Origin of the sequence: Paenibacillus oryzisoli, assembly GCF_050467285.1 — a bacterium.
In the GTDB taxonomy this organism is placed as follows: Bacteria; Bacillota; Bacilli; order Paenibacillales; family NBRC-103111; genus Paenibacillus_E; species Paenibacillus_E oryzisoli_A.
Window position 1 is genome coordinate 31,948 of the sequence record NZ_JBCMUN010000015.1, and the last position, 21,989, is coordinate 53,936.

At 55.6% G+C, this 21,989-nt stretch carries 15 protein-coding genes; 2 read left to right on the top strand and 13 right to left on the bottom strand.

The window, feature by feature from the left end; all coding sequences use genetic code 11:
- Position 1: 1 nt before the first annotated feature.
- Positions 2-841 carry a transketolase gene (locus tag ABE504_RS24515; RefSeq protein ID WP_430093863.1) on the bottom strand — a complete coding sequence of 280 codons (840 nt, stop codon included), beginning with the start codon at positions 839-841 and terminating at the stop codon, positions 2-4.
- Between the two features lie 14 nt (positions 842-855).
- Positions 856-2,289, bottom strand: coding sequence for an L-fucose/L-arabinose isomerase family protein (locus ABE504_RS24520; RefSeq protein WP_430093866.1), 1,434 nt, complete (start codon positions 2,287-2,289; stop codon positions 856-858).
- A 273-nt stretch (positions 2,290-2,562) separates the two neighbouring features.
- Here ABE504_RS24520 and ABE504_RS24525 point away from each other — a divergent pair, with 273 nt between their 5' ends.
- The gene (locus ABE504_RS24525; protein ID WP_430093869.1) at positions 2,563-3,642 is read left to right on the top strand and encodes a LacI family DNA-binding transcriptional regulator; all 1,080 of its coding nucleotides are present in this window, start codon (positions 2,563-2,565) and stop codon (positions 3,640-3,642) included.
- A 341-nt stretch (positions 3,643-3,983) separates the two neighbouring features.
- On the opposite strand, the gene ABE504_RS24530 is transcribed toward ABE504_RS24525, so the two are convergent.
- From ABE504_RS24530 to ABE504_RS24580, 11 genes are all read right to left on the bottom strand, one after another.
- A complete protein-coding gene (locus ABE504_RS24530; protein WP_430093871.1) occupies positions 3,984-5,528 on the bottom strand; it encodes a four-carbon acid sugar kinase family protein in 1,545 nt (514 codons plus the stop codon).
- A 5-nt stretch (positions 5,529-5,533) separates the two neighbouring features.
- Positions 5,534-6,793 carry a ribulose-bisphosphate carboxylase large subunit family protein gene (locus ABE504_RS24535; RefSeq protein WP_430093873.1) on the bottom strand — a complete coding sequence of 420 codons (1,260 nt, stop codon included), beginning with the start codon at positions 6,791-6,793 and terminating at the stop codon, positions 5,534-5,536.
- A 4-nt stretch (positions 6,794-6,797) separates the two neighbouring features.
- Positions 6,798-7,493, bottom strand: coding sequence for an aspartate/glutamate racemase family protein (locus ABE504_RS24540; RefSeq protein WP_430093876.1), 696 nt, complete (start codon positions 7,491-7,493; stop codon positions 6,798-6,800).
- A 34-nt stretch (positions 7,494-7,527) separates the two neighbouring features.
- On the bottom strand, positions 7,528-9,252 hold the full coding sequence (locus ABE504_RS24545) for a hypothetical protein (RefSeq protein ID WP_430093878.1): 1,725 nt from the start codon (positions 9,250-9,252) through the stop codon (positions 7,528-7,530).
- A complete protein-coding gene (locus ABE504_RS24550) occupies positions 9,237-10,838 on the bottom strand; it encodes a response regulator transcription factor (protein ID WP_430093880.1) in 1,602 nt (533 codons plus the stop codon). The genes ABE504_RS24545 and ABE504_RS24550 overlap by 16 nt, the downstream gene beginning before the upstream one ends.
- A 34-nt stretch (positions 10,839-10,872) precedes the next feature.
- Positions 10,873-11,691, bottom strand: coding sequence for a carbohydrate ABC transporter permease (locus ABE504_RS24555; RefSeq protein ID WP_430093883.1), 819 nt, complete (start codon positions 11,689-11,691; stop codon positions 10,873-10,875).
- A complete protein-coding gene (locus ABE504_RS24560; protein WP_430093886.1) occupies positions 11,691-12,560 on the bottom strand; it encodes a carbohydrate ABC transporter permease in 870 nt (289 codons plus the stop codon). The genes ABE504_RS24555 and ABE504_RS24560 overlap by 1 nt, the downstream gene beginning before the upstream one ends.
- A 73-nt stretch (positions 12,561-12,633) precedes the next feature.
- Positions 12,634-13,995 (bottom strand): ABC transporter substrate-binding protein, encoded by a 1,362-nt coding sequence (locus tag ABE504_RS24565; protein WP_430093888.1) that lies wholly within the window; start codon positions 13,993-13,995, stop codon positions 12,634-12,636.
- A gap of 116 nt (positions 13,996-14,111) precedes the next feature.
- Entirely contained in the window at positions 14,112-15,893 is a 1,782-nt protein-coding gene (locus tag ABE504_RS24570; RefSeq protein ID WP_430093889.1) for a sensor histidine kinase, read from the bottom strand.
- Between the two features lie 109 nt (positions 15,894-16,002).
- Complete coding sequence (locus ABE504_RS24575; RefSeq protein WP_430093891.1) at positions 16,003-18,609, bottom strand: family 78 glycoside hydrolase catalytic domain; 2,607 nt, start codon at positions 18,607-18,609, stop codon at positions 16,003-16,005.
- Positions 18,606-21,707: a glycoside hydrolase family 2 TIM barrel-domain containing protein gene (locus tag ABE504_RS24580; protein WP_430093894.1), complete on the bottom strand. Its 3,102-nt coding sequence runs from the start codon at positions 21,705-21,707 to the stop codon at positions 18,606-18,608. The genes ABE504_RS24575 and ABE504_RS24580 overlap by 4 nt, the downstream gene beginning before the upstream one ends.
- Positions 21,708-21,765: 58 nt before the next feature.
- Here ABE504_RS24580 and ABE504_RS24585 point away from each other — a divergent pair.
- On the top strand, positions 21,766-21,989 hold a 224-nt coding region (locus ABE504_RS24585), incomplete at its 3' end, for a hypothetical protein (protein ID WP_430093895.1).

The window sequence follows — 21,989 nt, forward strand, 5'->3', positions numbered from 1 at the left end:
TTCATATCCCTTCCCTTCGGTACGATTCTAAAGTCGCTGCGAGCTCGCCCAGGGCTAGCGAAAGTTCGTGATCATTCGGTACATGATGGTGCCAATGAGGGACATTTTCGGCAAAGGAAACGCCTTTCCCCTTTATCGTGTTCGCCATAACCAGCGTGGGCTTACCTGTTATAGACGGAATGGCTTCAAGCGTGTCGACTAATGCCCCCATATCGTTACCGTCGATTGAGACAACGTTCCAGCCAAATGCTTCCCATTTGGACTCGAGCGGCTCGAGTCCCATCACTTCTTCGGTGGATCCACTGATTTGCAGGCGATTGCGATCGATAATGCCGACCAAGTTATCCAGCTTGTAATGAGCCCCTGCCATCGCAGCCTCCCAGACCGATCCCTCCGCCTGCTCACCGTCGCCCATGAGACAGAATGCGCGAAATCCAGCGCCATCCCGTTTCGCAGCAAGCGCCATGCCAACGGCAACCGCAAGTCCGTGACCGAGCGCACCAGTATTCATTTCGATGCCAGGGACTTTATTGTTCGGATGTCCGATAAGTTTCGTGCCGAATTGACTGAAGGTTGCTAGTTCCTCCTTAGGAAAAAAGCCCCTATCGGCAAGGACGGACCAAAGTGATTCTACCGAATGCCCTTTACTGAGGATGAAACGATCCCGATCCTTGGCCTTAGGGTTGGCAGGATCAATCTTCATGATCCGGTAGTATAGCGCCGTCACGATATCCGCATTGCTGAGAGAACCACCCGTATGACCTGTTTTTGCCCGAAAAATCATTTCGAGTACATCCATCCGAATTTGTGCAGCTTTCGCTTGCAGATCTCTGATTTCCATAATTCCTCCTAGGGTTACAGGCCCTTGCCTCTGAGCCAAGCCTGAATTTCGCTTTCTGTCGGATCAACAGGATCTGGGGTTAGACCCGGAATATAGTTGCATGCTTCGTAGAGAGAAGGAATCACGTTTGCATGAATACCTACGGAATGATGGACATAAGGGCCCTTTACCAACTTTTCTTCCCATAGCGGCCAGTCGTTCACTTCCACCCAAACATAAGAACCGCGCGTGTAAGGCCCTGCAATGCCTTTCGCCCGTCCTAGGAACAATTGGTACTCACCATGATCTCCGTCAAATCTTGCCAGCGTCATAGATCCACCCTTGATTTCTCCTTCGTGGGTTCCCGGAGCGTGATCATCAAACAAGAAATGCTTCCGCAGCTTAGGCTTATCTTCCACCGACAAAGACACGGGGAAATTACCGCAATGGAACAACAGTTCACCGTTCGCATTCTCGGGATGCCGTACCGTTAGGTCTGCAAAAAAGGTAGGTGCCTGATTCATCGATGCCGCTTGAACCATAACGGAAGTGATGGCCCCATGAATATCCGTTTCACACGTCACTGGAATTTGTTCATCTGTTAAAATCGCATTGGCGAGACATGGCATAATCCCCATGGCCTCCTGCAAGGACGACCAGCATTGGATGGCGATCGCCGTGCTGCCCGTTTGCTGTGCATACTGCTTCATCGCCACTTTCAGCGAGGCGATTCGCTTCACATCCGCTTCCGTCACTTCCGTCCAATCCAGCTTGGCTTTGATGTAATCAACAGCTTCCGTCAGCTCGGAAGAGTGGCCATTCTCGATGCGTTTGGACGCCCTTTGAATGTCGACGAGTGTGATCGGATGCAGCTCAATGCCAAAGCGCTCCAGCAGCTCTCCTTCGTTGCACATCATCGTCCAGAACGAGGGCGGTCTAGGGCCAATCTGCAAGATGCGCAGCGAGCGAAACTGACGAACGACATTGGACGCTGCGATAAAATTCGTGAAACCTCGTTCAAAAACCGGGTCATTCACCCGACTGTTCGTGACATAGGTAAAAGGAACATTAAACCGGCGCAGCACTTTGCCCGTTGCGAATAAGCCGCACTGTGTATCACGCAATCGCATGCCATCCTCGAGTGGAGCTTCGTCTCGCGGCCCCCATAAGAGCACAGGCTTTCCAAGTGCTTTGCCAACGCGTGCAACCGTATCTTCCGTCCCGAAGTTACAGTGCGGGAAGAAAACCGCGTCCACCTGCTCCTGTTTAAACCGATCAATGATGAGATCCGCATTTATGTTATCGTCATATAAAAGTCCCTCTGAATTAATACCCTCCAGATCCACGATATCGATTCCCATACCAAAGCTTTCGATCTTTTCCTTAATCATGACTTTGTACTTAAAAGCATCCTCTGCGCTGAAGACAAATCGACGTGTTGGCGCGTAGCCTAACTTTAATTTTTTCAAAAGAGCTCCCCCTCAGTTGTTTAGATAAACAAATTAAAAAACAGATATAATTCATTGCTCCAAAACAACTAAACTAACTTCTGTTGTTTAGTTGTTTTTCAGGTATAATTTCATGTTATATCGAATTTATCAGCGAGTCAATATGATTTTAGTGAATTTTTATATTTGTTTATATAAATTATTTAGTGAATATAACTCGATAACTTGCATTTTCATCGATCAACACTTAAACTAAACTTACTCAACTAATTTAGAAAATGGGGATTATAGAAGATGAAGATGGATGATATCGCGAGGCTTGCAGGTGTATCTAAATCTGCCGTATCACTTGCGCTCAGTGGAAAGCCGGGCATCAGCGCCGAAACGCGCGAACGCGTACTTGAAATTGCGAGGGAAAGCGGCTATGCACCTAAGCCCCGTGCAGCGTCCTCTGAATTGACGTCGAGATCGCTGTCCTTTTTGGTTTTTACGAACGCTGGCATTGTGCTTGAGGAATATTACCAACAGCCCTTCTTTCGGGAGCTGATTCATTATATTGAGGACAGATGCCGCTCCAAGGGGTATTCATTGCTATTTTCCACTGTGAATATGAATCACTTTGATCGCGACATCCGCTCGATCGCCGAGATTCAGCAAAGCGACGGAATTATTCTGCTAGGCACCAATCTGCATACGCATGAAATAACCGAGATAGCAGAACGGCTTGGCCCTCAACTTGTTGTTTTGGATAATTGCTTTGATAATCTGCCACTCCATTTCGTTGCTATTAATAACTTTATGGGTGCTTATCAAGCAGGGGAACATTTATGTCGATCGGGTCATCGCGAGATTGGCTATATCGCTTCCAATGTGCGCATCCATAATTTCGATGAACGTAGAGAGGGTTTTGAGCAAGCCCTGCGCGACAATGATCTTACCATTTTGCCTGAACATACGTTCGCGGTCGCGCCTACGATGATCTCCTCGCAGGAAGATCTGAAAGCGCATTTGAAACTTTACCTGGAGCCAGGGCGCCGCCTGCCTACTGCCTTGTTCTGCGAGTGCGATTATATCGCGATTCGAACCTTAAAAACACTGACTGAACTGGGTGTTCAGGTGCCCGAGCAAGTATCAGTCGTCGGTTTTGACAATATTACAGAGTCTCAAATTGTCTCGCCCGAATTGACAACGATTCACGTCGAGAAAAAGCGAATTGCTCAATTGGCCGTCGATCTTGTCATCGAATCCATAGAGCTCGGCGAAGAAACCCATACCAAAATTCGGGTCGACACCCGATTTATCGAGCGGAACTCGACAAAAAAAGCTCAATCGAATGAGGAAGAAAAGAAAATGAAGGGCTACGAGCAAACGTAGTGGCTGATGCCCCCAGAATGAAGAGAACCTGCATTTTGTACATTTAAATCACTGCTCGAATGGGAAAATAAGTCATTGACCTGCATAATGTACATGTAAATTACCCGATTCGAATGAAAAAAAGGGTAACCCCCCTCATTTTCCAAAAATTAGATGTAAGTTTTACATGATTACATAGATTTTTGATGATTTTCGGAAAAATGGATGTACTTTCTGCAGGTCATCGCGTTCTGAGTCTGCGAAAGTAGATCGGTTGGCGTTGAGATCGCCTCATAATTTCAAAAAAGAGCAGACGCCGCATGGCGAACTGCTCTTTGTTATGAACCAATTTCTCGTACGTGTTATTCACAGTGCCACGCCGCCACCTTGGCGAAAAAGTCGGGGCTGCCAACTTGCCCGCCTTTGAGGACAAGCTCCAGGCCGTCAAATGGCGCTTCGGCCGCATAGGCCCGGCACAGCGGTCCGCCAGGATCAAGCACCGCCTTGCACGCCAACGCATAGATGCCGAGCTCCCGAGTGACGTACCCGGAGGTGTCGCCGCCGGCGATGAGCACACGAGGAAGCCTAAGCATCTGAACAAGCGCTTTGGTGAGTAACCCCAATGCGCTGCCCAACAGGCGGCTGCTGTCCTCGGGCCGTAGGCCCTGCACAGCCAGCAGGTCACGAAGCAGATCGATACTCGCATCCTTCGGTCCCGCCGCGGAATAGACGATCACGCTCCGTCCGCATTCGAGCGCGCCACGCGCCTCGGACAGCAGCTCGCCGACGGTCGCCGCCCTCGTCTCAGCGCGGATCAGCTTCTCCACAGGCACGCGAATGCCGTGGAAGCCGGTCTCCAGCGCGCGGTCAATCTGCCTTTCGGTGACCGGTGAGCAGCTGCCGGAGACGACCAGCAGCGGGGACGGCGCAGCGGGCGAGCGCTGCGCTGAGGCAGCCGCGGGTGCGATAGGTGCGCCGGCGGCGCACGGTTCGGCGGACGGTAAGGCAGCGCCCGCGACAGCAGCGTCGGATGCGCCCTCTATGGCGCCCGCCGCTGGGCTGGCAACGCCCCCCAGCTCCCGGTCCCGCCGCCACACGGCCCCCAGCGCGTACTCCACGCCGGAGGAGCCAATGACGAACAGGCCGTCCCCTCTCTCGGCCTCATGCCAGATCAAGCGCCCGGCCGTCTCCAGCCGGCGCTCGTCCAGGACGTCGAACAGCACGAGCTCCGCCGGCTGTTCCCCGCTGGCAAGGAGCGCCTCGAGCCGCTCCTGCGCCTCTGCCTCCGTGCCGTCCAGCGCACGGATATCAAGCAAATCCGACGGCAGCGCGGTCTGCTGCCGCAAATGCCGGAGCAGATCCGCCTCCGCCATCGGCGTGATCGGGTGCCGGCTCATCGTCGGGTGGCGATCCAGCCGGTGCACCGCACCGGGCCCGCCCCCGACGCCGCCGCCGGCGGCAAAATGCTGGCCGAATACCGTGTATCGGCCCAAGTAAGGGACACCGGCCAGGAGCGGAATGTACCGGCCGCCGAACACTTCACGGCCGATTTCCGCGGCCTTGCCGATCGAGCCTATGCCCGGCGAGGAGTCGAACGTCGAGCAGATTTTGTAGTGGACGACGGCTGCGCCGGACGCCTTCAGCATCCGGAAGATCGGGCGCAGCTCCCGATCCATTTCCTCTGGCGTCATGGAACGCCCGACGCCGGCAACACCGAAGCAGTCGACGTCGCCAAAGCGCGTCTCGAGCAGTTCCGAAGTCGGCGGCTCAAGAAACAGGACCGTCTTGAGTCCTGCAGAGAACAGCGACTCCAGCACATCCGTGGAGCCCGTAAAATCATCGCCGTAGTAGCAGAGCGGACGGCGGCTCCTCGCTTGCCCAAGAGCCTCCTGTCGTTCGGTTCCCATTGGCCTCATCCCTTCCCGTACTTCTCGATCGCCCGCTGCAGGGCCGGATGCTGCGCCGCATACCGCTCCAGCGGGATGCCCTGCACCGCCGCTTCCCAGCCGAGCTTCATGCTCTCGAAGCCGGCCGCAGGGCCGTCAGGATGCGCAAGCATGCCGCCGCCGGCGAGATGCATGACATCCACGGTGCGCGTGGCCGCATACGTCGCTGGCGCCGTTCCCGCCCATTGGGCGGAGGAGACGACCGGCAGTGTTGCATACCCGCCGAACAGCGGCGCCGTGCAGGCTTCAATCGAACGCACGACGGAAGCGTCGCTTTCGTAAAACTTGCTCTGCAAGCCGTTCACATGCAGATGATCCGCCCCAGCCAGACGGCACAGCTTCTGGTAAGCGGTGAATTCAATGCCGAGCAGCGGCGAACGCGTCAGCATCCCCCACTGGTTGCGGTGCCCGTGAATCGGCACTTCGCTGTACCGATTGAGCGCCGTCAGGCCCGACAGGCCGACGCTGAGGATGCTCACCATGACGCAGTTCCCGCCGGCCGCAACCACGAGATCATGCCCCCTCTTGAGCTCGTCGTAATCGCCGGTGATGTTGAATGCGTACATGAGCTTTTTGCCCGTACGATCCGCCGCCCGTTCGACAGCCGTCATGACAGCCTTCACTTTGTGCTCCAGCGGAGCGTAAGGCGGATTGGCGTTGAGCTCGTCATCCTTGATAAAATCCATGCCCGCCAGCGCAAGCCGTTCCACCAGCGCCGACAGCTCCTCCATGGATAAGCCGACGCTGGGCTTCACGATCGTACCGAGGATTGGCCGGTTGTAGACGCCCGTCAGCTTTCTTGTCCCTTCAATGCCAAACTTCGGGCCGGGATACCGTGCCGCGAAAGCGTCCGGCAGCTCCAGATCCAGCAGTCGCAGCCCCGACAGCTCCTGCAGCTCATACAGGTTGCCGGCCACCGCCGACATCAGGTTCGGGATGGAAGGACCGAAATTGTGCAGCGGAAAAGACACCTTCACGATCCCGCGGCGATACTTGCCGTCGTGGTTCGTCGGCGTTTTGGCGCCAGGCAGTGAAGGCGCATCCGCTTCCTCCAGCGGTTCGATGCTTTCTACCACCGCGCCGTGCAGCGCTTTTAGCGCATCCGTCTCGCCGGGCACCGCCGTGAACGTGCCGGTCGATTGCTCGCCCGCGATCGAAGCGGCTGCCTTCTCCAGCGAATAGGGCGTCTCCACCAAATAAACGGCTGTTACTCGCTCTTGATTCATGCTGTCATCCCTCCTCGCGCAATGCTTCTGCCTGCTCCATCGCAGCGAGAACGGCTTTCACCTGTTCCACGCCAGACTTCGGCGAGGACAACACCGGCTTGCCGGTCGCCTCCGCCAACGCCTGCTCCATACGTGCCATTGATCCCTGCGCCAGGACAAGAACGTCCGCCTCGCCGGCAGCCCGCTTCGCCGTTTCCAACAGCAGCCGGTCATGCTCCTCCGGCTTCCCGCCAACCAGCACATCGAACGCGCCTTCGGCCAGCCCGCTCACGAGCGTAACAGTCTTGCCCGCTTCCTCCGCTTTCCGGCGGAGGAGCCGCAGCGTCGGCTCCAGCGTCGACGGCAGCGTGGCCAACACGGCAATGCGCGCATAGCCGTCCACCGCCCGCGCCGCCATCCATTCGTCGATCCGTACGATCGGCACGCCGATCGTTCCGCCGGCCGACGCCTCGTCCGCCACATCCCCTACGGAGGAGCAGGTGTTCAGAATTACGTCTGCGCCAAGCTCCTGCGCATGGCGATAATATTGGTTCAAATGTCGCTGTACAAGCTCCGGAACATGCCCGGCACGTACAACGTCCCCGATCAGGCTGTCATCGATAATGTTCACAAGCCGAACGTCCGGGAGCAGCTCTTGAAATACCTTTTTGAGCGGATCGGCCAGTCCCTGTCCGGTATAAATCGCAACGACCGTTTGCATCGCAATGCCTCCTTTAAGGTTTCTACTCACACGCCTACCATACGAACTCCTTGTCGAGACGGCGGTACACCCCTTCGCGCATCGGCGCTTCATCGAAAACGCGGCGATCGCTGTAGAGCGGCTTTTTCTTCCCTTTCGGCGTAATGTTCACGACATCGTCTCCGCGCCATTCGGTCTCAAATGTTTGGCCGACGGCATTTTCCAGCGTCTTGCGGAAGCTGAGCGGGAAGGTGACCGTAATCGTTTCCCCGGCTTTCGCTGGTCCGAGCAGCAGGAAATGCTTATTGACCCAGGAGCTGGCCTCGCTGCCCTTGCCCTCGGTCACTTCGCCGTCAAGCTCGCGTACGTATCGGATTTTCGTAAAACCGGCCCACTCCGGAATCCGGATTTGCAGGCGCGGGAGATCCGTATGAATGTGCAGCACCACCTTGCCTTCATGCGGCAAATACGAAGAAACATCCAGCCATTTGGAGCCGCGGTTCAGCAGGAAATTTACGCTGATTGCGCCACTTTTTTCCGTTATGGTGTTGCTCCAGCCCATGAAAAGACCCCGCGTGCCCGAGCCGAGGCAGCATAACTGCAAATCGCTCGTATGACCGCGTCCTTCGTTAACGTCACAGACAAAGTCGTTCGGCGCCGAGTAGCCTGCGAACGAGCCTCTAGTGCGCTCCGCCACTTTATAAAAGCTTGTGTTCGCCGGAATATCCTGCGATTTATCTTGAAGTTCCTCGACCCAGCTGAGGTCCAGCAGCTGCGATTCCGCCAGATGGTTGCGCAGAAAGCGCTCCACCGTGCCCCAGTATTCGACATAGCCGCTGCGCGCAAGCGTGATGCCCGTGGCAATCAGATCTACCAGCGAGCACGTCTCATGCTCGTACGCCTGCTCATGAAGGTCCCCCGGCGTCCAGCCAAATGCCGTACATTTGGTCAAGGCCCAGTCGTAGCATTTCTTCACCCAGGCAATGATGGCCGCGTCGCCGGTAAAAGCGCCGAATCTCGCGATCGCATCCAGCGTCCCGATCCGCGTATGGAAATGTCCGCTGCGATACGCAAGCGAGTCGTTGAAACTGCCATCGGCGTTGAAGACACCGCTGCGCTCGATGATCAGCGCCGTGAAAAACTGACACAGCTCAAACGCGTCGGCGTTGCCCGTCAGCTCGTGATATTTGAGCAGTGGCATCACCAGGCGGCCGCAGAATGCCGCAGGGTCCGGCGCCAGACGAAGCTGGATCGCATTCGCCGACGGCCAGCCGGTTTCCTTGTATTCCGAAGCCGGGTAGTACCACACATCCCGTTCTTTCACCGCAATGCGCCGCAGCGCCGCCACGTGGCGGTCCGCCGCCTCTTTCACCGTTGGATCGCCGGTTTCCATATACCAGGTTGTGAGCGATAGAATGACCGCCCGCTGGTCAATTAAATTCGCATTCGGCTCCCAGTCGCGCGTTGGATTGATCTGCCGGTAGCTCATCCCGTCTTCTTTGAAAAAAGACAGCAGGTTCGCCCGATACCTTTCCTCGATCTCCTTGCCGAACGTCTCGCCGGACATATGGCGGGCCAGAATCAAGCCATCGATCATCCGCCCGTGGGAGGAACCGTAATCCCAATCCCCATGGGTCACGTAAGCCGGCTTATGATTCAAATTCGCGGCAAAAAACGGAATATAATTGTGATCGTGATCCGCCATGCCGATCATGGCATTGATCGCGTGCTTCGCGCGTTCTTCCAGCATCAGCGTATCGGGAATCAGAGACTTGGACATATCTGTTTCTCTCCTTCGTGGTCCGCCTGACCGATCGATTTGCGGTACTCACCGATGGTCATGCCGACTTTCTTTTTAAAAATTTGACTGAAATAGCGGTAATCCTCATACCCGACCTTCTGGGCGACTTCATAGTTTTTGTATTTCGATTTATTCATCAGCTCTTTCGCTTTGCGCATCCGAATATCCGTTAAGTAATCAATGAAATTCTGACCTGTCATTCGTTTAAAAATCCGGCTTAAATAGTCCGCGTTCAAATAATAGCTGCTCGCGATCTGTGGCAGGGACAGGGATTGGCTGTAGTTGCTCTCCATCCACGTTTTGAGCTCCAGCACGGCTTTCTCGCCCAGCTTCTCGCCGGATTGGCTGTAGTAGCTCACGAGCGGCGGCAGCAGTTCCTCCTGGAACAGCTGTTTCATCGAATCCCTGTCGTTGCGCAGATGAATCTTCTCTGCGTAGGCGAGCGTATTGTCGCCGCAAATGTCCTCGACCCGCGCCTCCTTCGCCTGCAGCTGCTTCTCCATCGCATGTAAGAGCAGGTCCGCGCTCCACTGCAAATGCGCTACGGTCGCAGGCCCCTCGGCGAACGCTGCGAACAATCGCTCGAGTTCGAGCTCCGCCGCCTGCCGGTTGCCCGATTGCAGCACCCACAGGAACGCATTCTCCTGATCCTGCGGGTACTGGCGGCTCGCCTGCGGCTGCATGTGCTCCGCATCCTGCAGGACACCCGTCGCTGCGAGCGGCTTGCGCAGCAGCGCCTTCCGCGCTTCGTGGCACGCCTCGCCCAGCTTGGCGGCCTGCCGCTTCACGCGGCTGACGCCGAAGGAGAAGCTCGCGCCACCGCTCGTTTGCGCCATGGCATGGCTCAAGCTGGTGTGCAGCCGGCTTATCTCGTTCGGCTCCAGCTTCGGCGCGGAGACCGCAAGAGCCCACTCTTTGCCGTTATCCTGCAAAGAGATCAGCTCGTACTGCCAACGCCCTCCGAAGAGGAAGGGCTTCATCCGCGAGAGCGTCTCCTGCATCGCAGGCAGCAGCCGCTCTGGCTCCACTTGATCGCGGTAGCGATCCGTGTGGGCAAGGAACAGGGCCGCTTCGCCCCCACGCCAGCTCGCAGGCACGAGCTTCTCGGCCAGGCTTTCTTCCGCGTGCAGCAGCTGGCGCAGCCAGTCCTCGCCTTGCTCGCGCGAAGCTTTGCGCCGCTCCGCCTCGCGCCGGTCCAGCTCCTGACAAGCCTTCTGCACGACGGCCGCCAGCTCTTCTTTTTTCACCGGCTTGAGCAAGTAGTCGAACGCTTTATGACGAATCGCTTCTTTCGTATATTCAAAATCCGAGTACCCGCTGACTACAATCGTCAGCAAATCCGGCAGCTCTTGGTTCAGCATGCCGATCAGCTGCTTGCCGTCCAGCCCTGGCATGCGCATGTCGAGGAAGAGAATGTCCGGCTGAAGCGTCAGCGCCATATCGTAGCCCTCTCCCCCGTCCGCCGCTTCGCCGGCGAGCGACAAGCCCCATTCGTCCCAGGAAATGGACTGAATCAATCCTCTGCGTATCCACTTTTCATCGTCCACAATGATGACTCTCCGCATTTCCTGCTCCTCCTTTTGGCGATCGAGATCCTTACTATCCTTTGAGCGAACCTGCTGTCAAACCGTCGATAATATAACGCTGCAGAATGAGATAAACAATCAGTACCGGGGATACCACGAGTACCATAAAAGCGAACACAACGCCCCAGTTCGTGCTGTACATCGTCACAAAGTTAAAGATTTGCAAGACAATCGTCCATTTCGTACTGTCGGTCATGAGATAGAACGGTCCGAAGAAATCGTTCCACACGGACACCATCACGACGATGGACACCGTAACGAGAACGGTCATCAGCAGCGGCAGCACGATTTGCCAGTACAACCGAAAAAAACTGCAGCCTTCGAGGAGCGCCGCTTCGTCCAGCTCACGGGGAATCGATTTCATGAATCCGACGAGTAGGAACACCGCAAACGGCAGCAGTACCGCCGTATAATACATGATAAGGCTGAAATAGGTGCCTTTGATGTGCAAGTCGCCCATCAGCTTAATCGTCGGCACGATCGACACCGGGACGATCAGGCCCATGATGAACAAGTAGTAAGCGCCTTGCAGAAAGCGGCTGTCCCTCCGCTGAATAATAAAAGCGGCCATCGACGCAAACACATTCACACAGAGGACGACCAATGCCGAGATGAGAATGCTGTTTTTGAACCCGCGCAAAATATTTGCTTGCTGAAACACTTCCTTGTAATTCGTAAACTCCCATTTGGCAGGCAGCGACAGTCCGAAGAGCGCCGATTCCCGAATGCCTTTAAACGAGTTAACCAGAATCATAATGAAGGGAATCAGAATGCAGCAGGCGAGTAAGATGGCCAAGAGCTCCAGAAGCACAAGCCGCGTTCGGTTCCGCATCACATCTCGACCTCCCTTTTCTTCATTGCCATCAGAACAGGCACGCCAACCAGTGTTACAAGTACGAAAAGCACCACATTCACCGCTGTCGCATAGCCGAACAAGCCCGTGCTGAACATGCCGCGAATGTACGTATAGAATACTTCCGTCGTATAGCCGGGACCGCCTTCGGTCAGCACCATCACCATCTCGAACACTTTCATTGAGCCGATCATAGACAGCAGCACGTTCACCGTTAGCGCCGGAGCGAGAAGCGGGAACACCACGGAACGGAATCGCTGCCAATACTTCGCGCCGTCAATAGATGAGCACTCGATCAGATCCTTCGGAATGAATTGCAGGCCGGCCAGATACACCACCATCGAGAAGCCAGCTACCCGCCAAAGATCCGTTACAATAATGGAAAACAGCGCATACTTCGGATCGTTCAGCCAATCATGTGCGAGGAAACCCAGGCCGACGTTCGAAAGCAGCGTATTCACAATCCCATGCTCGGGATGATAGATCGCACGGAAGATGTAGCCGATGACAATCGGCGCAATCACATACGGCATAAAAAAAATCATGCGCAGCAGGTTTCGCAGCTTTAATGCTTCATTTAGTATGAGGGCCAGGCCCAATCCCAGAAAATTTTGCAAAAGCGTCACGGCACCGGCAAAGATCAGCGTATTGATAAAAGCGGTTTTAAGCCTTGGCTCCTTAAATAGCTCGATATAATTCGCGAGACCTGTAAATTGAATCCGGTCTGCGTTAATATTCCAATCCGTGAAGCTGTAATAAAACCCGATCAGCGTTGGGGTAATAAAAAACAACAGGAACACGGCGAGCGCCGGGAACGAAAAGTATAACGGATATTTCAGCCTTCCCACTCTGCTCCCCTCCTTCATTCGAAAATGCTCCGGCCGGAAGCGGACCTCCGACCGGACATGGTGTTAGCGCCGCTTACTTGAAGCCGTCGAGCAGCTTGGCCTTGCCGTCTTTCTCATAGTTCGCCGAGAATTCCTTCAACGCTTTATCGACATCCCCGTCAATAAAGAATGTTTGCAGCGTTTTTTGGAAATCTGCGAAGGTCGGTGTCAAGCGGTTCTGTACGTTGATTTTTGCTTTATTCGCATCAATGAGATCTTTTACAGTTTGCTGCACCGGATACAGGCTGCTCTTCGCGCCTTGGAAAATCGGAATTCCCGGCGCTGCTTGGTAGTAAAGGTCGACCATTTCCGGCGAAATCATGAATTTGACCAGATCCGCAGCAACGTCGGCATGCTTGGCTTTCGTCGGAATCATGAGCTGATTCGGCGGCGTAATCATTGCTGTGCCTGCATCCGTCGCCGAAGGGAATGGGAAGAAGCCCATTTTGTTCGTCACGAAGTCTTTTCCGAACTTTTTCTCCAGCTGCGGGATAATGCCGTCCAGCATGAACGCCATGCCGACTTTGCCTTCGCCCATCTGATTTTGCAGTTCATCGAACGTGCCCGCGAGCGGATTGGATTGAATCAAGCCGAGGTCTTTCAGCTCTTTTTGCTTCGCGAACAAGTCCTTGAGCGCCAGGATGTCGGCGAGCTTCAGCTCGTTCTTCTCCAGCTTCTGCACGCCCTCGTCGCCAATCGCCGGATCAACGTTAGATACCCAGCCTGTAAAATAGAATACCTGCGGCGGCCAACCATCCTTCACACCTTCATAGAACGGGGTAATACCGGCGGCTTTGATTTTTTTGGCGCCTTCGATCATGTCCGCGTAGTTTTTCGGCGGCTGAATGCCTGCTTTCGTGAAGACGTCCTTATTATAGTAAATCCCCATCATGCCCGTAGCGCCGAAAGGAACGCCGTATATTTTTTTGCTTGTATCCATTTGGAAATCTTTCATCGTCGGAATGATGCGATCCCATACCGCCGTATCGTTCGACCATTCCTTCAGCGTCTCGGAGGCTCTCAATTTCACGTACTGCTTCGGTCCCGGCTGCATGAGGAACAGATCCGGGAAATCGCCGGTGGAGAAGCGCGTTTTCATCATGTTGTCAAAGTCGCCGCCGGGGAGTGCCTGTACTTCCACTTTGTTGCCCGTCTTGGCTTCGTACTCCTTGAAAATCTTATTAAATGGCGCCACGTCAACGGTATTCGCAATGGCAAAAGTCAGTGTGACCGGATCTTTCTTCGCTGGTGCCGGTGTAGCCGTTGCTGTAGAAGCCGTAGGCGTCCCCGCTGCCGGCGAGCTGCCGGTCGTATTCGTTCCTCCGCTTCCGCACGCGGTCAAAGCCATCACAGCGGCGATGGAAGCTGACATTGTTACCGTTTTCATTTTCCTCATTTCTGTTGCCCCTCCTTTAATTGACCTTACACCCTCATTATATTGCAAGCGCTTACCTGATCCCCATTCACGATAACGACTTCTCATGTTGAAAAATCCTACATTCCGTTCCGCGCTTACGCCGTGAGATGCAGCGTCACCTGAGTCCCCTTGCCTTTGCGGCTGTCGATGCGAAATTGGAACCCCTCGCCGTACCGAATGGTGTACCGGGCATAGACGTTCTGGACACCGATGCCCATGTTGGCTGCCGCCGGCAGCTTGAACTCCTCTTGATAGAGCGGCTGGCGCAGGGAGTCCCTGATCTCCTCGAGCCTTACTTCCGAAATGCCGACGCCGTCGTCACTTACCTGAATGTAGACGCCGTCCTCCTCGCGCCATGCCTTCAGACGAATGCACCCCTTGCCCCGCTTGCGCTCTATGCCGTGGAACACGGCATTCTCCACAAGAGGCTGCAGCGTCATTTTGAGCATCGGAAAATCAAACAATGTCTCTTCAATGTCCAACTGGTAATCAATTTTACCTTCGAAACGAATGCTCTGAATGTTCATATAAGCTTCAATCTGTACGAGCTCTTCCTGTAAGGTGACAACTTCGTTCGAATTTCTCGTATTGTAACGGAACATATCCGCCAGCGATTGCGACATCTGCCCGATTTCTTCCACCTTATAGTAATCCGCCATCGCTTTAATGCTGTCTAACGTGTTGTAGAGAAAATGCGGATTGATCTGCGAGTAGAGCAGCGCAAGCTCCATTTGCTGCAGCTTGATTTGATACACGTACTTCGTTTCGATTTGTTTCTGCAGTTCATCCTGCATGGCGTTAAAGTTCATCGCGATACGACCGATTTCGTCCTTACGCTTAATATCCACCCGCACGGAGAAATCCCCGCGTTTGATATGGTTCACGGTTTTGTAAAGATGCAAAATCGGCTTAGTGATGCTTCGGCCGAACAGCAGCGACAAAATCGTCGACACGACGAGCGCCGCGAGGGCTGTCCAGATTGCGGTTGTTTTGATTTTATCGAGGGGTGAGAAAATTTCGGTTTTCGGCATAATCAGAACCGTCTTCCAATTGGAGTACTGTGAACGTGTATAAGAGACGAGCATCTTGGCGTCGCCGCTGCCTGTCCAGAACTTGCCGCTGTCGCCGCCAATTTGGGCAAGCGTACCCGAATCAATCGCCTGCTGCCGTCCTTCGGTCGAATCATAGATCGGTGCATTGCTCTCGTTCAGAATGAGAAACCGGGAATTCGCGGTCAAGTCCGCGCGCTGGCGAATGCCGTCAAACAGCCCGAAAGTGTAGTCCGCCCGCACCACGATGAAACCGATCGGATTTGAGAAATCGCGAATCAGCATCGCCGTGGAGTACATGCCCGACGAGTTGAAAAAAGTAACCAGCCCGTCCTTAGCCACCGCCTGCCGAAACCATTCGGAGTTCAGCACCTCGCTTTCGCTGCCGAAGGACGTATTGTCGGAGGAATTTAGCAGCTCACCGTTGCTGTAGTAAATCTGAAACCGAATAAAGTCCGGAATCGGCGTAATGTTAAAGCCCTTGAGGAACAAATCGCCAAGCTTTTGCCGGAACAGAAATTTATTTTGACTGTCCATCCCCGGATAAGCGTTGATATTATCGATATATTCCTGGTTATAATAAGGAGCGAGCAGCAGATTGCGTTTATTGTGAAAATCGTTATCCATATTGAATTCGATCTGCCGCACCATCTGTGCGCTGGCCGTTTCCACGCGTTCTGCCATAGAATTGTAGGAAATATAGAAGGAAGCGGTGGAGATTAAGGCAATACAGATCAAAATAATAACGAAATAACTCAGCAGCAGTGTCGTTCGGATTCTGGGAAACAAGGCCATGAAAATGTTGGGTAGACTTTGCAGCCATCGCATCGGGTGTCCCGCCTCTCTTTCTATGCGCAAACAGCCGAACCCGGAAGAGGGGCGGCTGAAATCGCTCACCCTTCGAACCCGAATTCGGACTGCTTCAAGGAAGTTTCATTTAGTGTAGCATAGAAGCGCTTTCAAACACATAGCTTCCTGAACTTACCGTATGAACCGCGCCTTCCGCACCCGGCATGTGAATGGTTGCCGTCGTGTTAGGCGGCACCTCGACTTCCAGCCGGAAATCACCTTCGCCGGTGAGCTGCCAAGCGACTTGCAGAATGCCGTAGAGCGAAGCGTAGCTCGCCTTTACGGACGTCAGACGGCCGCCCGGCTTCGGCTTAATGAACGCGTGCTTGAAACCCGGCGCTGCGGGATCAGCCTCGATGCCGGCCATGTAGCGGAACATCCACTCGCCGACAGAGCCCAGCGAATAATGGTTAAAGGAGTTCATCGACGGTGTCTGGAAGCCATTCTCCTCCGTCCAGCCGTCCCAGCGCTCCCAGATCGTCGTCGCCCCGTGCTTGATCGAGTACATCCATGAAGGGAAAGCTTCCTGCGTCAGCAGACTGTACGCGACATCAAGGCAGCCATTGTCTGTCAAAGCCGGCAACAGATAGCCGACGCCAAGGAACCCCGTCGACAGCCGGTCGCCGCGGCCGCGAATGTCTGCCACCAGACGCTTCACAGCTTGCTCGCGCTGCGATTCCGTCAGCAGCCCGAATTGCAGTGCGAGCACGTACACGGTCTGGGTATCGCCGTAGATGAGGCCTTCGGTATCTACAAATGCCCGTCGGAATGCTGCGGCAATGCCCTCGAACAGCTCTTGGTAAGCCCGTGCATCTTCTGTCTTGCCGAGCACGCCGGCGATCTGCGCCAGCAGCTTCGTGCTGTAAGCGAAGTACGCCGTCGCGAGCACCTCGTTCGGTGTATCCGCGCCGATAGACAGCCAATCGGCATAGTTCGCATAGCCCGGCCGGACGAGATCGTCCGTTGTATGCTTCAAATACTCGACCCATTTCACCATGGCGTCGTAGTTGGCGGCGAGAACCCCCACATCACCGTACATAAGGTAAAGCGTCCACGGGATAATGACGCCGGCGTCCCCCCAGCCGGAGTTATCCGGGGCGAACCAGTTGAGGCGCGTGTTCCAATTCTTGTGGCGAATCCAGCCCGCATCCGGCGCGACATCTGTGAAGGCGCCCGAAGGCTGCTGACAATCGACCATGTCCTGCACATATTTGGTAAAGAAACGCGACACGTCCATGTTGTACGCCGCCGTCCGGGCAAAAATCTGCGCATCCCCCGTCCAGCCGAGCCGCTCATCCCGCTGCGGACAATCGGTCGGCACCGATAGGAAGTTTCCGCGCTGCCCCCATGTAATATTCGCATACAGCCGGTTCACCATCGGATCGGACGTCTCGAGCTGCCCTGAGACCCGCGTGTCCGAATGCACCACTTTGCCCGTGATCGTCTCCAAATCCGGTTCGCCCGGATAACCGATCAGCTCGACGTAACGGAAGCCGTGGAACGTAAAATGCGGCTCAAAACGCTCTACGCCTCCTCCTTTCAACGTATAATGCTCCTGCTGGACAGCAAGGCGCAAATTGTCCAGATACAACGTCCCGTCCGTATTCAGCATCTCCGCGTGGCTAATCGTCACCTGCGTGCCCCGCTCGCCCTGTACCTTGAGCTCTGTCCAGCCGACCATATTTTGCCCCATATCGTAAACGTAGGTGCCCGCTTCGGTTCGCTCGACGCTAACCGGACGCATCGTCTTCGTGATGCGGATCGGCGGCTCCACCGCCGCAACCAGATGGCCGTTATAGCCTGTGCGCACGTCTGGCACTTCCCAAGCCTCGTCGTTATAGCCCGGCAAATCCCAGCCGGTGAGCTCCTCGCGGGCGTCGTAGGCTTCCCCTTTAATCATATCGGAGTAAAGGATCGGGCCCCGGCTTGTTTTCCAGGAAGCATCGGTAAGGAGGCGCTCCTTCGTACCGTCTTCGTACTCAACGGTCATTTGCAGCAGGAAAAAAGGGCGCTCCCCGTACACCTTGTCTCCGAGAAAGCCGACGGTGCCGGCATACCAGCCGTCACCTACGATGGCGCCGAGTGCGTTCTCTCCCGCCCTTAGTTTATCCGTAAGCTCTACGGCTTGCACCTGCACGCGGATATTGTAATCCGTCCAGCCCGGGGCGAACCAGTCGCCGATCCGCTCCCCGTTGAGATGCAGCTCGTAAACGCCAAGCGCAGTCACATAAGCGACAGCGCGGCGAACGGCTTTGTTCAGAACGAACGCCTTCCGGAAATACGGCGACGGCTGCATCGCAAGCTCCGGCTCGGACTTGCGACCGATCCATTTCGCTTTCCATTCCCCGCGAGAGAGGAGGCCCATCGACCAGAACGCGGTATCGCTCCAGGCCGACGGCTCGCCGCTTGCGTCCCAGGCTCGAATGCGCCAGAAGTAGGCGGTTTCGGCTTGCAGCGGCGCTCCATCGTACGGAATGTGTGTGGATGCGTCGGAGCGCACTTCACCGCTATCCCACATATCGGCTTCGCCCTGCGCCAGCCCCTCCGGGCTTGTCGCCACTTGAATGTGATAGGCACTTTGGCTTGCGCCCGGGGTGTCCGACTCCAGCTGCCAAAATAGCCGCGGCTGAAGGCAGTCCAGGCCGAGCGGATTCGTCATGTATTCGGTTTTACAAGCTGTAATAAGCATAGTCATAGGGGATCCCTCCAAGATTGTCTGGATTCGTTCGGTGATATCGGCTGCATGCATACCGTGAAGGTCTGTCTCTGTGCCGGTATCAAGTACTTCTCCAGCGTAGGCGCGTAGCCGCAGCTGTGGTTGCCCAGCCCGCTCTGTCGGGCGTCGAGCTTGACGAGCGAACGGTCGACCCGCGTCAATTCATGCACATGCTTGGCGGTTGCGAGGTCTTCCGTCGTGTACTGATGCACGCTGCATTCAAAATGCGGCTGCGCCGCCGGGCTGCCTTGAAACCTCAGCCCGACGCCCTGTACGTTCGTGAGCTCCGCCCACCGCACGTCGGTCTTGTTGCCGTTCTCCTGCGGCTTGATGTACGGCACGAACTGCTCCTGCACGGAGCCGCTGTATACACCCAGCTTCCCGCTTTCCTTGCGGTCCGCATAGCACTCGTGCGGCCCCCGGCCGAACCAGGCGAGCCGGTCGAAGCCGTGCGGCATCGCCAGCTCGACCCCGAATCTCGGCAGCGGCGGCAGCGCCTCTCCGTTGCCGAGATCGCGAGGGACGAGCTCCTGCGTCAGCTCGAGCTCGCCGCTTGGCGCGACGAGGACGCTGACGCTCACGTCGAAGAGCGGCCTGGCGCCCCGGGCGCCGAGCACCGCGCGGGTCACGACGCGGCAGCCACCGTCCACCGTCTGCTCGGCGGCGACCGAGCGTGCGTGGAGTACCAGCCGGTTGTACCCTGCTGTTACCCACGCCTTGGCGAGGTGCACATCATTGTCAACGGGCGCCCGCCACAGGTTGACCTTCGGCCCTTGCTCCAGCAGCCGGGTCCCCTGATGCATCCAGGACGTGAGCACGCCGCTTGCTTTGCTGAAGCGGAGCTCGCTTTCGGCGCCGGTGAGAATGAACTCACCGGCCGTTTCTTTCAATTCCAGCGGGGGCTGTGCAGGTACAGCCTGCTGAACCTGCTCAGAATCCGCCACTGCCTTCAGCGGAACATCCGCCCAAGCGATTTCATGCCCGGGCTCCGCCCACGGCGCCGCTTCCCGCAGCGTGAATTGCACGCGCAGCCAATACTCCCCGGGTTGGCGCAGTTTCTCCAGCCGCAGAGGGAGCTCGATCGTATCCAGACCGCCTGGGAGCATGTGCAGACGGGGCAGCTCCCCTGCCTCGATCACAGCCCCATCCCTAAGCAGGCTCCACGTCCCCTTGAGATGACTCAGCGTCAGAAAATCATATCGGTTCCACACGTACAGCTTCCCGGCACGCTCCGTGTCGGCTTCGATTTTGACCGGCTCAATCGCCTTCTTGTATTCCAGCAGCGACGCTTTCGGCGTACGATCCGGAAACAGCAGTCCATCCAGGCAAAAATGCCCGCTATGCGGCTCTTCGCCGAAATCGCCGCCATAGGCGTACCAGGCTTCGCCCTTTTCATCGTGCTGACGGATGCCCAGATCTGACCATTCCCAAATCAAGCCGCCGAGCAGCCTCCGATACGTATACACCGCGTCCCAGTACTCCTGCAGATTTCCTGTGGAATTGCCCATGGCGTGGGCAAATTCGACCATAAGGTAAGGGCGCGGATCATCCTTCTCTCCCTCTTCGATCACCGTTTCGACAGCGGGATACATCGAGCTGACGATATCGACAATCGGTGCATCGTAAGCGCGTTCATAATGGATCGGACGCGTCGGATCCGTCTCCAGAATCCACTTCGCCATCGCATCATGATTCTCCCCGTAGCCCGATTCGTTGCCAAGAGACCAGAGGATAACGGACGGGTGATTCTTATCCCGCTCGACCATTCTTCTGGCCCGCTGCACGAACGCTTCGCGCCACTCCGGATGCTGCGCCAGATAGCTTTCATTTCCGTAAAAATGAAACCCATGCGTCTCCAGATCCGTCTCGTCGATGACGTACAGTCCATACCGGTCGCACAGCTCCAGCCACCGCGTGTCGTTCGGATAGTGCGACAGGCGCACCGTATTAATATTGTGCTGCTTCATCAGGGTGATGTCCCGCACCATTGAAGCCATCGTGGTCACATAGCCGAGCTCAGGATCGAACTCGTTGCGGTTGACGCCCTTGATAATGATCGGACTGCCGTTGATCAGCAGTTGGCCTTCCGACACGGCAATGTCGCGAAAGCCGACGTCGATTTTTTTGACTTCGAGGACCTGTGCCTGTTCGTCGCAAAGCGTGAGCAGCAGCGTGTAGAGATGCGGCGTTTCCGCCGTCCACAGCTGAGGAGCATTGATTGCTTCGGCGAGCTCCAGCACGCTTTGGTTTGCTGCGATGTCATGCTCACGGTTGAAAACGTTGCGTCCTTCGGCATCCAGCAATGTCGTTCGGAGGATGCCGCGCTTGCAGGCTTCCGAATCGGGGAAAGCAAGGTCCGTTGCGAACTCCAGCACCGCAGTCGCGTAGCCATTCGGAAACCGCGTCCGCACCCTCACATCCCGGAGCGAGAGCGGCGCATGTGCGGTCAAGTACACATCCCGAAAAATGCCGCTCAGCCGCCACTTATCCTGACTCTCCAAATAACTGCCGTCCGACCATTGGTACACTTGCACGGCTATCGTATTGTGTCCCTCACGCAAGTAAGGGCTTACATAAAACTCCGACGTAAAATGGCTCCCTTGACTGTAGCCGACAAGCTTCCCGTTCACCCACAGGTGAAATGCATGGTCTACCCCTTCGAAAACAAGATGCACCCTGCGCGCTTCCCATCCTTTCCGCAGCTCGAAGCCGGTCCGGTAGCAGCCGGTCGGATTTTCCAGAGGTACATAGGGAGGATCTATCGGAAACGGATACGGGCAGGAACTGTACTGCGGGCGGCCATAGCCGTGCAACTGCCAGTTCGAAGGCACAGGGAGGATATCCCAGCCGCTCGCATCGAAATGATCTTCATAAAAGTTTGCCGGCGCTGCCAGCGGAGACTCCGCATAATAAAACGGCCAGCTGCCGTTCAACGACTGATAGAACGGAGAGTTCGCCCGTTCGCCCGCCAGAGCGGTCTGGGCATCGGCATAAGGAATCAAGCTCGCGCGAGGCTCCTCGGTATGCCGCGTTAAGATGTTCATATTTTGCCAATCCGGTTGTTCCTTCGGTTCCAAGCTGAAACACCTCCATCTTCATCCCGATCTTATTCAGGATAGCGGATGATGGCCTTAGGTGAACATTCAAGATTCCGACTCTTTTTGTTATATAATCCGTGCTGTCCTGAAGCTAAAGAAAAAGAGAGCCGTATGGCCCAATGTCATTAAGTTACGCTTGAAGACAAGACTGGGATTAAAAATGGAATCTGAAACGGCATGGGAAAAAGCCCTGTGCCGTTTGTTTTTATGCGCAAGCAAGAAAAAAGCGTACAGCAAACAAAGCGGATGGAATATCCGCTT

Excerpts from the sequence above, each read along its gene's own strand:
- ABE504_RS24575 (WP_430093891.1), bottom strand. The coding sequence starts at position 18,609 with ATGACTATGCTTATTACAGCTTGTAAAACCGAATACATGACGAATCCG.
- ABE504_RS24570 (WP_430093889.1), bottom strand. The coding sequence starts at position 15,893 with ATGCGATGGCTGCAAAGTCTACCCAACATTTTCATGGCCTTGTTTCCC.
- ABE504_RS24535 (WP_430093873.1), bottom strand. The coding sequence starts at position 6,793 with ATGAATCAAGAGCGAGTAACAGCCGTTTATTTGGTGGAGACGCCCTAT.
- ABE504_RS24545 (WP_430093878.1), bottom strand. The coding sequence starts at position 9,252 with ATGTCCAAGTCTCTGATTCCCGATACGCTGATGCTGGAAGAACGCGCG.
- ABE504_RS24525 (WP_430093869.1), top strand. The coding sequence starts at position 2,563 with ATGAAGATGGATGATATCGCGAGGCTTGCAGGTGTATCTAAATCTGCC.
- ABE504_RS24555 (WP_430093883.1), bottom strand. The coding sequence starts at position 11,691 with ATGCGGAACCGAACGCGGCTTGTGCTTCTGGAGCTCTTGGCCATCTTA.
- ABE504_RS24565 (WP_430093888.1), bottom strand. The coding sequence starts at position 13,995 with ATGAGGAAAATGAAAACGGTAACAATGTCAGCTTCCATCGCCGCTGTG.
- ABE504_RS24540 (WP_430093876.1), bottom strand. The coding sequence starts at position 7,493 with ATGCAAACGGTCGTTGCGATTTATACCGGACAGGGACTGGCCGATCCG.
- ABE504_RS24550 (WP_430093880.1), bottom strand. The coding sequence starts at position 10,838 with ATGCGGAGAGTCATCATTGTGGACGATGAAAAGTGGATACGCAGAGGA.
- ABE504_RS24530 (WP_430093871.1), bottom strand. The coding sequence starts at position 5,528 with ATGGGAACCGAACGACAGGAGGCTCTTGGGCAAGCGAGGAGCCGCCGT.
- ABE504_RS24515 (WP_430093863.1), bottom strand. The coding sequence starts at position 841 with ATGGAAATCAGAGATCTGCAAGCGAAAGCTGCACAAATTCGGATGGAT.